General features: G+C 43.7%; 6 protein-coding genes. 1 reads left to right on the forward strand and 5 read right to left on the reverse strand.

The window, feature by feature from the left end:
• Positions 1 to 49 precede the first annotated feature (49 nt).
• From mtnN to gltB (BTO08_RS00670), 5 genes are all read right to left on the reverse strand, one after another.
• Positions 50 to 748: a 5'-methylthioadenosine/S-adenosylhomocysteine nucleosidase gene (mtnN, locus tag BTO08_RS00650; protein WP_105059490.1), complete on the reverse strand. Its 699-nt coding sequence runs from the start codon at positions 746 to 748 to the stop codon at positions 50 to 52.
• A gap of 164 nt (positions 749 to 912) precedes the next feature.
• Positions 913 to 2,325 carry an FAD-dependent oxidoreductase gene (locus BTO08_RS00655; RefSeq protein WP_105059491.1) on the reverse strand — a complete coding sequence of 471 codons (1,413 nt, stop codon included), beginning with the start codon at positions 2,323 to 2,325 and terminating at the stop codon, positions 913 to 915.
• Between the two features lie 14 nt (positions 2,326 to 2,339).
• On the reverse strand, positions 2,340 to 6,803 hold the full coding sequence (gene gltB, locus BTO08_RS00660) for a glutamate synthase large subunit (protein WP_105059492.1): 4,464 nt from the start codon (positions 6,801 to 6,803) through the stop codon (positions 2,340 to 2,342).
• A gap of 385 nt (positions 6,804 to 7,188) precedes the next feature.
• Positions 7,189 to 8,655 (reverse strand): glutamate synthase subunit beta, encoded by a 1,467-nt coding sequence (locus BTO08_RS00665; protein ID WP_045083715.1) that lies wholly within the window; start codon positions 8,653 to 8,655, stop codon positions 7,189 to 7,191.
• Complete coding sequence (gene gltB, locus BTO08_RS00670) at positions 8,648 to 13,201, reverse strand: glutamate synthase large subunit (protein ID WP_105059493.1); 4,554 nt, start codon at positions 13,199 to 13,201, stop codon at positions 8,648 to 8,650. Before gltB (BTO08_RS00670) ends, BTO08_RS00665 begins: the two co-directional genes overlap by 8 nt.
• Before the next feature lie 647 nt (positions 13,202 to 13,848).
• Between gltB (BTO08_RS00670) and BTO08_RS00675 the strand changes: the two genes are divergently transcribed.
• Complete coding sequence (locus BTO08_RS00675; RefSeq protein WP_105059494.1) at positions 13,849 to 14,787, forward strand: TIGR01212 family radical SAM protein; 939 nt, start codon at positions 13,849 to 13,851, stop codon at positions 14,785 to 14,787.
• The last annotated feature ends 41 nt before the right edge of the window (positions 14,788 to 14,828 follow it).

Genomic DNA, 14,828 nt, shown 5'->3' on the forward strand with positions numbered 1-14,828 from the left:
TTAGGCTAGATGCTAAGCAAGGCCACTTAAATTAGTTACTACAATGAGGTTACTTAAGTAACTCAACCATTTTCTCAACCATGATTGATGAGCTTTTTGCTGCAAGAGGCAGGAACTCATCAAAGCTCATTGGCGATTCTTTATCTGCAACATCAGAAATGGCACGAACCACAACAAATGGTACTTTGAATTGGTGACAAGCTTGAGCAATAGCTGCTGCTTCCATTTCAACTGCAACTACTGATGGGAAGTGAGTGCGAATGAAGTTTTGTTTTTCAGCACTACATACAAATGCATCGCCAGTACAGATCAGTCCGCGAACAGCGTGTGGCTTTTCAGGTAAAGCAGATAGTGCTTGCTCTGCTACATCCATCAGTTTTTCGTCAGATAGGAAAGCGGCTGGCTGCTGTGCCATTTGACCGATCTCATAACCAAATGCTGTCACGTCTGCGTCGTGGTAGCGAACTTCCGTTGAGATCACAACATCACCAACGTTAAGGCTTGATTCAAAACCGCCAGCAGAGCCTGTATTGATCACAACATCAGGTTGGAACGTTTCAAGTAATACGGCTGTGCCTACTGCTGCTGCAACTTTACCAATACCTGATTGTAACAAGACAACATCAGCACCATTTAGCGTACCAGTGTAGAGAGTACAACCTGCTTTGTTGTGTGTTTCGCAGTTTTCTAGTTGTGCTTTTAGGATCGCAACTTCTTGCTCCATTGCGCCAATAATGCCGATTTTCATTGATTCGTTCTCTTGTTGTTCAAGCGGTGCACCGAGGGTGCTGTCGTGTTAATTAGTGTACCATGAGCAATAGAATTTATACCAAAAGTTATCGAACGCTAATTTTTGATCAATAAAAAAAGCGGAAGGTTGCCCATCCGCTTTAGTTTGTTTAATTAACGTATTTAGACGTTTAGATAATCCAGTATGCCATCAGCGGCTTTACGGCCTTCATCAATGGCTGTTACCACTAAATCTGAACCACGAACCGCATCACCGCCAGCAAAGATTTTCGGGTTTGTGGTTTGATAGGCAAAGTGTGCATCGAATGAGGTTTTGATCCGTCCCCATTGATCCAGTTCAACATCATATGGTGTCAGCCATGGCATCGCGTGAGGTTGGAAACCAAACGCCATGATCACAGCATCTGCACCTAATACGTGCTCACTACCTTCGACAGGCTCAGGGCGACGGCGTCCAGCGCTATCTGGCTCACCTAGCGCTGTTTTCACAACTTTAACGCCAGTTACTTTGCCTGAATTATCCACTTCAATACCTAATGGCTGAAGGTTAAACATAAAGTTTACGCCTTCCTCGCGGGCATTTTTCACCTCACGTTTTGAACCCGGCATATTGGCTTCATCACGACGATAAGCACATACCACATCTTTTGCACCTTGGCGGATTGATGTACGCACACAGTCCATCGCGGTATCACCACCACCGAGTACGACCACGCGTTGATCTTTCATATCTAAGAATGTCGATGGACTTTCTAGTTCCATTACCTTGTAGGTATTAGAAATCAAAAATGGCAATGCGTCATATACGCCTGTTGCTTCTTCATTTTCCAATCCTGCACGCATGTTTTTATACGTGCCGACACCTAAGAACACCGCATCGTAGTCAGCCAGTAGCGATTCCATCGTGACGTCTTTACCGATTTCAGTATTGAGCTGAAACTCAACTCCCATTTCAGTAAAGATTTTACGACGGTTAACCATTACATCTTTTTCAAGCTTGAATGATGGGATACCAAAGGTCAGCAAGCCACCAATTTCAGGGTAGCGGTCAAATACCACGGGTTTTACGCCGTTACGAACAAGAATATCAGCACAAGATAATCCGGCAGGGCCTGCACCGATGATCGCAACTTTTTTATCTGTCCACTCTACCCCTGACATGTCAGGTTTCCAGCCCATCTCAAAGGCTTTATCGGTAATGTATTTTTCAACATTACCAATTGTCACCGCACCAAAGTCTTCGTTTAAGGTACAAGAGCCTTCACATAGTCTGTCTTGAGGACAAACACGACCACATACTTCCGGTAAGGTATTAGTCTGGTGAGATAGCTCAACGGCTTCAATAATACGTCCCTCATTAGCCAGTTTTAGCCATTGAGGAATGTAGTTATGAACAGGACATTTCCATTCACAATAAGGGTTACCACAATCTAAACAACGATCCGCCTGCGCACCTGCCTGCTGTTTAGTAAACGGTTCGTAGATTTCAACGAACTCGATTTTACGTACATTTAGTGGTTTCTTTGGTGGGTCGATACGTTCGACGTCAATAAATTGGTAAACATTCTGGCTCATTCGGTTTCCCTCCCTTATTGCGCCTGAAGACGTAGTTCAGAAGCTGAACGACTTTGGTGACCCAGCAGGGTATTAATGTCTGCTGACTTAGGCTTCGCAAGATAGAATTTCGGGATCCATTGATCAAAGTTCGCCAAAATTTCTTGTGCTCGACTTGAACCTGTTTCTTGTAAGTGACGGTCGATTAAACCACGTAAATGTTCTTGGTGGATCTGTAGCTCGTCAAGAGGTAATGCTTCAACTAGCTCTGGATTCACGCGTCCTGCGAAATCGCCATCTTCATCAAGAATATAAGCAAAACCGCCCGTCATACCTGCGCCAAAGTTAACGCCTGTTTTACCTAAAATAGCTACGATACCGCCAGTCATATATTCACATGCGTTATCACCAGCACCTTCTACAACGGTAATGGTGCCAGAGTTACGCACAGCAAAACGCTCACCCGCTTTACCTGCAGCAAATAACTTACCGCCCGTTGCGCCATACAAACAAGTATTACCAATGATGGTCGCTTCACTTGATTTAAATGCAGAACCTTGTGGTGGACGAATAGTAATAATGCCGCCCGTCATGCCTTTACCCACATAGTCGTTTGCATCACCTGTTAATTTCAGGTTTAGACCGCCTGCATTCCACACCCCGAAAGACTGACCCGCAGTACCGGTTAAGTGCAGTGTTACTGGACTTGCTGACATACCTTGGTTGCCATAACGCTGGGCGATTTCACCAGATAGACGTGCGCCAATAGAGCGGTCGGTGTTACAGATGTCAAAGTAGAAATCACCACCGCTACGACTTTCAATCGCAGGTAAGATTTGATCGACTAAAGTCTGGCTTAGCTCTGCGTTATCAAATGGTGTATTAGGCTCGCTGCAGTAGAGTGTTTTACCTTCTTTTGGTGTTGGAGCAACCAAAATTGGGCTTAAATCAAGCTTGGCTTGTTTTGCTGTAAAGCCTTCCAATGTTTCAAGAAGATCGGTACGACCAATTAGGTCTGTGAGTTTTTCTACGCCTAATTGCGCTAATAGTTCACGTACTTCTTGCCCAACACCGATGAAGTAATTCATAACTTGTTCAGGCAAGCCTTTAAAGAAGTCACGACGCAGTTTTTCATCTTGGGTAGCGACACCTGTCGCACAGTTATTAAGGTGACAAATACGCAGGTATTTACAACCTAGAGCAACCATTGGTGCGGTACCAAAACCGAAGCTTTCCGCACCTAAAATTGCTGCTTTTACAACATCAAGGCCGGTTTTCAAACCACCATCGACTTGCAGACGGATTTTGTGACGTAAGCCATTACTCACAAGTGCTTGCTGAGTTTCAGCAAGACCAAGCTCCCATGGGCTACCGGCATATTTCACCGATGTTAGTGGACTTGCGCCTGTACCGCCGTCGTAACCTGAAATGGTAATTAAATCAGCATAGGCTTTAGCCACACCCGTTGCGATAGTGCCAACCCCAGGTTCTGATACCAGTTTGACCGATACCATGGCACTTGGGTTAACTTGTTTTAAATCGAAAATCAGCTGAGCTAAATCTTCAATCGAATAAATATCATGGTGAGGTGGTGGTGAGATCAGGGTAACACCCGGTACCGCATAACGCAGTTTCGCGATTTCGGTTGTCACTTTATGGCCGGGTAGTTGACCACCTTCCCCAGGTTTAGCTCCTTGTGCTACTTTGATCTGAATAACATCCGCATTCACAAGGTAGTGTGGAGTCACGCCAAATCGACCTGAAGCCACCTGTTTAATCCGTGAGTTACGTTCGTTACCGAAGCGACGAGGATCTTCACCGCCTTCACCGGAGTTTGAACAACCGCCTAAACGGTTCATGGCGATAGCTAATGCTTCGTGCGCTTCTGGGCTTAATGCACCAATCGACATTGCGGCTGAGTCAAAACGCTTATAAAGCTCAGTCGCAGCTTCAACCTGTTCAACCGGAATCGATGTTGTGCCATCTTTTAGCTTAAACAAGTCACGAATAGCAGCTACTGGGCGCTCATTCACTTCTTTAGCAAAGGCTAAGTAATCTTGATAATCGCCTGATTTCACGGCTTTTTGCAGTGTACCGACAACATCAGGGTTATAAGCATGGAATTCACCACCGTGAACGTATTTCAGTAAACCGCCATGTTCAATCGGTTTACGTTTCAACCATGCTTTACGTGATAAGTTAAAGAGATCTTGTTGGAAGTCACTAAAGTCAGCGCCTGCAATACGGCTCGAAACACCTTTAAAGCAAAGTTCAACGACTTCATCACTTAAACCGACAGCTTCAAATAGCATTGAGCAGCGGTATGAAGCAATGGTCGAGATCCCCATCTTCGACATGATCTTAAATAGACCTTTATTCATGCCATTTTGGTAATTACTCATCACTTCACGGTAAGACTTATTAATTGCCCCCGCATCGATCAACTTACCCAGTGATTCATAAGCAAGGTAAGGGTAGATAGCGGTAGCACCAAAGCCGAGAAGTACGGCAAATTGGTGAGGATCGCGAGCGGTTGCTGTTTCAACCACGATGTTAGTGTCACAGCGTAGGTTATTATCAACCAAACGTTTTTGAACCGCCCCTACAGCCATTGCTGCTGGAATGGGTAATTTATCTTTATTGATCCCGCGATCTGATAAAACAACCAGTACAGCGCCATCTTTTACGACACGTTCAGCTTCATCGCATAGATCTATTAGTGCTTGCTTGAGATCTTTTTCATTTGGATTGTAGTTAATATCAATAATGCTGTTGGCATAATATTGATCATCTAACTCAAGTAATTGAACAAGATCAGAATACACTAACACTGGCGATCCAAACGCCACACGTTGTGCATGGCTATCGGTTTCACAGAACACGTTAATTTCGCGACCAATACAGGTAGCGAGTGACATGACATGCTTTTCACGCAGTGGATCGATAGGTGGGTTAGTGACCTGTGCAAACATTTGACGGAAGTAATCGGTGATCGGTCGTTCTTTTGATGACAATACTGCCATTGGCGCATCATCACCCATAGAGCCTGTAGCTTCTTGGCCATTTTCACCGACAACACGCAGTACTTGATCTAGCTCTTCACTGCTTACCCCAAATTGCTTGTGATAAACCGACAGTTCGTCATCAGTTAGCGAGCGGCAACCTACTTGCTCATCCCCTAATTGTTCAAAAGGGGTTAAGCGTTTAACGTGACTATCCATCCATGCTTTATAAGGATGACGTCCCATTAGCTCGTTATCGATATCTGATGAATGCCAAATTTTGCCAAACTTTGTATCAATAACTAATAATTCACCGGGACCAACACGACCTTTTTCAGCGACCTCATCTGGGGTGTAATCCCAAATGCCGACTTCAGACGCTAGGGTGATCAATTTATCTTTGGTGATCACATAACGAGCTGGACGAAGGCCGTTTCGGTCAAGGTTACAAGCTGCATAACGTCCATCAGACATTACGATACCTGCTGGGCCATCCCATGGTTCCATGTGCATCGAGTTAAAATCGTAAAAAGCACGCAGTGCTGGATCCATATCAGGGTGGTTTTGCCAAGCTGGTGGAACAAGCATGCGCATGGCACGGAATAGATCCATACCACCTGATAAAAATAGCTCTAGCATGTTATCAAGGCTAGAAGAATCAGAGCCTGTTTCGTTAACAAATGGCGCTGCTGTCTTTAAATCAGGCAGCAGTGGCGAGCTAAATTTATAGCCTCGAGCTCGTGCCCATTGGCGGTTACCTGTAATGGTATTGATTTCACCATTATGGGCTAAATAACGGAAAGGCTGTGCTAACGGCCAGCGTGGCTGAGTATTGGTTGAGAAACGCTGGTGGAATAAACAAATCGACGACTCTAATCGAATGTCACCCAAATCTAAGTAGAATTTCGGTAGATCAGAAGGCATGAATAAGCCTTTGTAGACAATCACTTGAGTTGAAAGGCTACAAATGTAGAAATCACTATCTTCGGTAATACGTTTTTCAATGCGACGACGAGCGATGTAGAGGCGGCGATCAATATCGCGAGGCTTCCAACCTGCAGGGGCATTGATAAAGACTTGCTCAATATTAGGTAGGGATTCTTGAGCAATAGGACCGAGAACGGCAGGGTTTACAGGCACTTCACGCCAACCTACTACCGATAATGTTTCTGTTGCCAGCTCTTCATTAATAATAGTTCGAGCTTGTTCGGCAAGTACCGGATCTTGGCTTAAGAAGATTTGTCCCACGGCAAATTCACGGGATAGGTTCCAGCTTTTTTCATCAGCAATAATACGGTAGAAATTATCTGGTTTTTTAATCAATAGACCACAGCCATCACCTGTTTTACCGTCTGCGGCGATACCACCACGGTGAGTCATGCGATCTAGTGCGGATATAGCGGTACGAACAAGTTTGTGGCTGGTTTGGCCTTCGATATGGGCAATCAGACCAAACCCACAGTTATCTTTTTCCAGTGATGGGTCATACAGTGACATTGCAACTCTCCCTTGCACCTGTTTGGTATAAACAGGTTTACTGCATTAATATGATAATCATCCTGATCATCAGTATGCTTCCTGCGATTCATCAAAGTACCCATAATTTACAAAAAGGTCAAATAGACATAACAACTAGCGCTAAATATTATGATGTACATTAAAATAGTAATAACATCTTAAAGTTCAATTAAATATAGTGAATAGCAAGTGTTTATCCTGATTGGAAGGGCGTGATTAAAGTCTTAATATTAATAATTAAGTATAGGTTTTCAGGGGGGTACGGGGAAATGTTGAGGCTAACATTGAATATTGAGAGTTATAACAGTAAAAAAGCCAGCTCATTTGAGCTGGCTTTAGATTAAAGATTAACTTTACGTAGAAGTTAAGAAAGCATTAATGAATCAGCTTTTGCTTCAAGGTTTGTATTACCCATAAGGTAAGCATCAACTGCACGAGCAGACTCTCGACCTTCGTTAATACAACGTACAACCAATGATTGACCTGTACGCATATCACCTGCTGCAAATACACCTGCTTGGTTAGTTGCGAAATCTTCAGTTGCAACATTACCACGCTCATCTAATGCGATATCAAGTTGAGCAAGAACGCCTGTTGGTTCTGGGTGTAAGAAGCCCATTGCTAAGAAAGCAAGATCACAGGCAATCACACGCTCTGAACCTTCAACTTCATCAAACCCTGGGCGCTCGCCTGGTTTTGCTTCTTGCCAAACGATATCAGCAATACGTAAGCCTTTCACATTACCGTTATCGTCAGAGATAAACTCTTTGGTTAAGATGTTCCAGTAACGATCACAACCTTCTTCATGTGAAGTTGATGTTTTCATGATCATTGGGTATGACGGCCATGGCTGATTAGCTGGACGCTTTTCAGGTGGAACAGGCATGATCTCAACTTGAGTAATACTTGCTGCACCGTGACGGTTTGATGTACCTACACAGTCAGAGCCTGTATCACCGCCACCAATAACCACAACATGTTTACCTTTGGCGTGGATCTCTTCGGTTTTTAAATCCATATCGTTGGCACGACGGTTATTTTGCGCAAGAAATTCCATCGCAAAATGTACGCCATTTAGCTCACGACCTGGGATTGGCAGGTTACGAGGAACGGTTGAACCGCCTGTAAGTAGCACGACATCAAAGTCTTGGCGTAATTGCTTAGCATTGATATCTACACCAATATGCGCGTTAACTTCAAATTTAACGCCAGCTTCAGCCATTAGGTTGATCTTACGATCAATGATATCCATACCTAGCTTAAAGTCAGGAATACCAAAACGAAGAAGACCACCGACTTTTTCATCACGCTCAAACACTGTCACAGTGTGACCAGCGCTGTTTAGCTGCTCTGCGGCTGATAAGCCCGCAGGGCCTGAACCGATAATTGCAATGGTTTTACCTGTTCGAGAACGTGGTGTTTTAGGCTTGGCATAACCTTCACGGTAAGCCGTTTCAACAATTGTTTTCTCGATATTACAAATCGTGATGGGATCTTGGTTGATACCTAATACACAGCCACTTTCACAAGGGGCTGGACACACACGACCAGTAAATTCTGGGAAGTTATTCGTTGAGCTTAGGATGTTCCACGCTTCTTCCCAGCTATCGCGGTAAACCGCATCATTAAATTCAGGAATAATATTCCCAATTGGACAAGAGTTATGGCAGAACGGTACACCACAATCCATGCAGCGTGATGACTGTTCATTGATCTTGTCACCAAATTCATCGTTTAAAACGAATTCTTTGTTATCTTGAATACGAACACTCGGGTCCAATTTTTTTGGCAATTCACGGCCAAATTCTAAAAATCCTGTTGGCTTACCCATTGATTGCCTCCAACGCTTCCTTGTCTTGAGCTTCAGCTTCAGCTTTACGCTTTAGTAATACGGCTTTGTAATCCCTTGGCATAACTTTCACCATCTTCTTCAAGTTATCTTCGAAGTTAGATAGGAAAAGCTCTGCAACCGTACTACCTGTTAATGCAACATGTTTAGTTAGCATGTTCAGTAGCAGTGCTTGATCTTCTTTTTCGATTGGATCTAAATCGACTAACTCAGGGTTTAATTTGGTTTCAAAGTCATCGAACTGATCCCAAACATAAGCAACACCACCACTCATACCCGCAGCAAAGTTACGACCTGTTTGACCAAGGATAACGGCAACACCACCAGTCATGTACTCACAACCGTGGTCCCCGACACCTTCAACCACAACTTGAGCGCCTGAGTTACGAACACAGAAACGCTCGCCAGCAAGACCGCGAATGTAAGATTCACCTGATGTTGCGCCGTAGAAACAAACGTTACCCACAACGATGTTATCTTCAGCAACAATGTCTGATTTCGCATCAGGGTAAAGTACTAATGTACCGCCTGATAGGCCTTTACCCCAGTAATCGTTAGCATCGCCTTCAACTTCAAATTTCACGCCTTTAGCAAGGAATGCACCGAAGCTTTGACCTGCTGAACCAAAGAACTTCACGTTCATCGGCTGTGGTAAGCCGCTGTCTTTGTATACTTTCGAAATTTCATTCGACAGCATAGTACCTGCACTTCGATCGGTATTGATGATAGGCAACTCAGCATTCACTGCTTTACCTTCCGTCAGTGCTGGCTGTGCAAGTTCAATCAATTGACGGTCTAGTACGTTATCCAAACCATGATCTTGAGGACGTTGGTTGTAAATACCATCTTCAGCACGTGGCTTTTCAACGTAAAGTACAGGGCTAAGATCGAGGTTCTTGTATTTCCAGTGACTGACATTATCACGGACTTTCAGCTTGTGAGATTGCCCTACCATTTCTTCAATAGTGCGGAAGCCAAGCTCTGCCATTACTTCACGTAAACCTTCTGCCATGTATTGGAAGAAAGTCACAACGTCTTCTACGCGACCATCAAAGCGTTCACGTAATGTTTTGTTCTGTGTTGCGATACCAACAGGACAAGTATTCTTGTGACACTTACGCATCATGATACAGCCTTCAACAACTAGTGCAGCTGTTGCTACGCCCCATTCTTCAGCACCCAGAAGAGTGGCGATAGCAAGGTCACGTGGTGTTTTCATCTGACCATCAGACTGAACAACGATACGGTTACGTAAACCATTCTTCAGTAGCGTCTGGTGCGTTTCTGCTAGACCTAATTCCCACGGTAGACCTGTGTGGCGAATAGATGACATTGGTGATGCACCTGTACCGCCATCAAAACCTGCAATAAGAACAACATCGGCTTTGGCTTTAGCAACGCCTGATGCAATCGTACCTACACCTGCTTCTGATACCAGTTTGACGTTGACACGACCTGCGCGGTTAGCATTTTTCAAATCGTAGATCAGCTGGGCTAAATCTTCGATTGAGTAAATATCATGGTGAGGCGGCGGAGAAATTAAGCCAACCCCTGGTGTTGAGTGGCGTGTTGCACCAATCCAGTCATCGACTTTATCACCTGGAAGCTGACCACCTTCACCGGGTTTCGCACCTTGAGCCATTTTGATTTGCAGCTCATCAGCGTTAGTTAGATAGTAAGAGGTTACACCAAAACGACCTGATGCCACCTGCTTGATAGCAGAACGTTCCCAATCACCGTTGTCTTTCTTCTCAAAGCGAATTGGATCTTCACCACCTTCACCTGAGTTAGATTTTGCGCCGATGCGATTCATCGCAACAGCCAGTGTTGAGTGCGCTTCGTAAGAAATCGAACCAAAGCTCATTGCACCTGTGGCAAAACGCTTAAGGATATTCTCGATTGGTTCTACTTCTTCAAGTGGGATAGAGCCTGCAGGGTTTTTGATGAAATCAAGTTGGCTACGCAGTGTTGCAGCGTTATCACCTTGATCATCAACCGCTTTCGCATATTGCTTAAATTGCGCGTAATCTTTTTCACGTGTTGATTGTTGTAGCAGTGAAATGGTTTCAGGGTTAAACAAGTGTTTCTCACCACGTTGCTTCCACTGATATACACCACCTACATCAAGTACTTGTACTGGGATTTCACGAGTAGGGTAACCAACACGATGACGGACTAAGACTTCTTGCGCGATATCATCAATCGTTAGACCTTGAATACGCGTTACAGTACCTGTGAAGTACTTATCAACCACAGATTTACTGATACCAAGTGCTTCAAAAATTTGTGCGCCGTGGTATGACTGTAGCGTTGAAATACCCATCTTAGAGAAGATTTTCAGCAGACCACCGTTAACCCCTTTACGGTAGTTATCAAATAAAGTGTCTGTCGGTAATTCAGGATCCAGTTTACGCTTGCGTTGTAAATCAACCAGTGTTTCAGTGACTAGATATGGGTTAACGGCGTTAGCACCGTAACCAACTAGGGTTGCAAAATGGTGTGTTTCACGTGCATCACCGGTTTCAACCACGATGTCACATTTCGCACGAAGACCTTTACGGATCAGGTGGTGGTGCACCGCGCCAACAGCCAGCATTGCAGGAATAGCCGCATGGTTAGAATTAACCGCACGGTCAGTTAGAATAATGATTGAATAACCATCAACGACTGCATCTTCTGAATATTGACAAATACGTTTAAGTGCACGCTCTAGTTTGCCATCTTCGCCACTTGCATTAAATACAATATCCAATGTTTTCGATTGAAGATGTTCATTATCAATCTCACGGATTTTCTCAAGTTCAGCATTAGAAAGAACAGGAGATTCAAGTTCAACTTTTTGGCAATGCGCCGGTGTTTCAGCTAGCAGGTTTTGATCCTTACCGAGGTAAGTATTCAATGACATAACCATACGCTCACGAATTGGATCGATTGGCGGGTTAGTCACCTGTGCAAATAGCTGTTTAAAGTAGTTTGATAAGTGCTGGGATTGATGAGAAAGCACGGCTAGCGGCCAGTCTGCCCCCATCGCACTTAGTGGCTCATAAGCGGTTTTCGCTAAGGGAACGATAATGTCGTTCACTTCTTCTGAGCTCACACCAAACGCTTGTTGATGATGTAACAAACGCTCAGGTGTTGGCTGATGATGCATATTATCAGCTTCAGGAAGCGTTTTTAGGCTTAATAGATTGTCTTTAACCCATTGCTCATAAGGTTGTGCTGTCGCAATGCTGTCTTTTACTTCTTCATCAGAAATAATACGACCTTGCTCTAGATCAGCAACGAAGATACGACCCGGTTGTAGACGACCACGGAATTGGACATTTTCAGGCTCAATTTCAACCACGCCTGATTCAGATGCCATAACAAGGAAGTCATCTTTGGTCACGGTATAACGTGATGGACGTAGACCGTTACGGTCAAGCGTTGCACCTACTTGAACACCATCGGTGAAACAAACAGAGGCAGGGCCATCCCATGGTTCCATGATATTGGCGTGGTACTGATAGAAAGCACGACGCTTAGGATCCATGTTTTTGTTTTCTTGCCACGCTTCAGGGATAAGCATCATTAATGCATGTGGCAAACTACGACCAGAAAGTACTAGCAGTTCTAGTGCCATATCGAAGTTCGATGAATCTGAGCTACCTTCCTGACAAATAGGCAGTAGCATATCGATTTCTTGCTGACTAAATAAATCAGACTCAAGAATCGCTTCACGGGCTTTCATCCAGTTCAAGTTACCACGAACGGTATTGATTTCACCGTTGTGAGCAATGTAACGGAAAGGTTGTGCTAAGCGCCAACGTGGGAATGTATTGGTTGAGAAACGAGAGTGAACTAATGCAAGTGCAGTCACCATCGTTGGATTTTGTAGATCAAGGAAGTACTGAGGTACTTGCTCTGTAGTTAACTGGCCTTTGTAAACCAGAGTTTTGTATGACAGAGAGTTGATGTAGAAGTCATCGCCAATGTTCGATACGCTTTCCAGACAAACACGTACAGTATAGTTACGTAATACATAGAGTTTACGTTCTAATACGGCAGGATCTAAGTTTGCGCCACCAGTGATGAAGACATGCTCAAATTGTGGTTCTGTGCTCAATGGATCTTCACCGATCATTGAGTTATCAACTGGAAGCACACGGTAGCCGATGACTTCAAGATCAAGGCGTTTAGCGTTACGCTCTAAGATCTCACGACATTGCTGGCGTTTATGCTCATCTTTTGGAAATAGCACAACACCGACGCCATATTTATCGAAGGCGGGTAATTTAATACCGAGTGTCAGCGCTTCTTCTAATAAGAATTCGTGGGGCTTTTGCAGCAAAATACCTGCACCATCACCACTACATGGATCACAGCCTTGACCGCCACGGTGCTCCATACGCGCTAGCATATCGAGAGCCTGAGTAACAATCTGGTGAGACTTACGGTTTTTTAGGTGGGCGACAAAGCCGATACCACAGGCATCGTGCTCCATTTCAGGCACATAAAGTCCCTGATCGTTCAGCTCTTGATCTGTCATAGATACATCCTTCCAGTTGCATCAAGCCATATTCCTAAGGCTTGGTTATCCCTAATTTATTGTCACAACCATGCGGTATTGAAATGAACTATCCTGTTCTACCCAACATGATTGAGTGTCTGCACAAAGATAAAATCGTCCTTTATTGGCAAACTTAATTTTGCTGTTTCGTTTTGCTATGAACGAACACACTGTATTTCTTGAGAAAGGGCGACACAAATCACTTTAAAGTAGGGTGATGGCGTCACTTTTATTGTTCAGAAATTGCACACAAGTGTAACTATCCTACAATTTTGATACATTAATTACCAATAAAAATTAACACTTAGGCATCATAATATTGCTATTTTGTTGCATTGTTAAACATAAAAAAGCCTTTTTAACGATGATAATTATTCGCAGTTGCGTTTAAATGCAAAAAACGTTCGTTGAGTCGTTATTAATAAGAAGACAACATTGCGTTGTAAGGGACTCTTTTTTGTATTTTATTTACGATTAAGTGTCTTTTTTGTTGAGGAAAGGAAAGGGCTTTGTTTGTTTTAGCACAAATTTATTACTTGTAATTGATGCTATCTTGCGACTCTTTTTAATATTGCTCGCTATTCATCGCGGTGTTTACGGCTATTTATTTGCAATCAGGTAAATCAATGCAACTGCACGAACTCGTTAATACATTTGGTCAAGACTTACAGCGCCGTTATGGTGAAAAAGTCCATAAGTTAACTTTGCATGGCGGTTTTAGCTGTCCTAATCGTGATGGAACGATTGGTCGGGGTGGTTGTACATTTTGTAATGTGGCCTCTTTTGCGGATGAAAATACCCAGTTTTTACCTATTAAACAGCAATTAGCAGAGCGTGCTGATGAAATTCATCGTGCAAAACGTTATTTAGCCTATTTTCAGGCTTACACAAGTACTTATGCTGAAGTTCAAACGCTAAAGAAAATGTATGAAGAGGCGTTAAAAACGACGGATATTGTAGGGTTATGTGTGGGAACTCGACCTGATTGTGTGCCTGATGCGGTATTAGAGTTACTGTCTGATTATGTACAACAAGGCTATGAGATTTGGTTAGAGTTAGGTTTACAGACCGCAAATGATAAAACATTAAAGCGTATCAACCGAGGTCATGATTTTGCATGTTATGCCGCTATCACTCAACGTGCACGGGCATTAGGGATCAAGGTTTGCACTCATTTAATTGTTGGACTGCCAGGTGACACCAAACAAGATAACCTTGATACGATCAGTAAAGTGGTGGCAGTAGGGATGGATGGGATCAAATTACATCCACTACATATTGTTGAAGGCAGTAAAATGGGACAAGCATTTAAAGCTGAACGCCTAGAGCCCATTAGCCTTGAAGAGTACACAAGCATTGCAAGTGAAATGATCCGATTAACACCTGCTGATGTGATTTATCATCGCGTTTCAGCATCAGCACGTAGACCAACCTTGCTGGCGCCAATGTGGTGTGAAAATCGTTGGTTAGCGATGACTGAAATTGGACGTAACTTAGATACTCATGGTGGGCAAGGAAGTCTAATTAATGATGCTTTTGTATATCAACAGCCACAATTAAAATAGAATACATAACAAAGCCTACGTGATGTGGGTTTTTTTATATG

It is taken from the genome of Photobacterium angustum (assembly GCF_002954615.1).
In the GTDB taxonomy this organism is placed as follows: domain Bacteria; phylum Pseudomonadota; class Gammaproteobacteria; order Enterobacterales; family Vibrionaceae; genus Photobacterium; species Photobacterium angustum_A.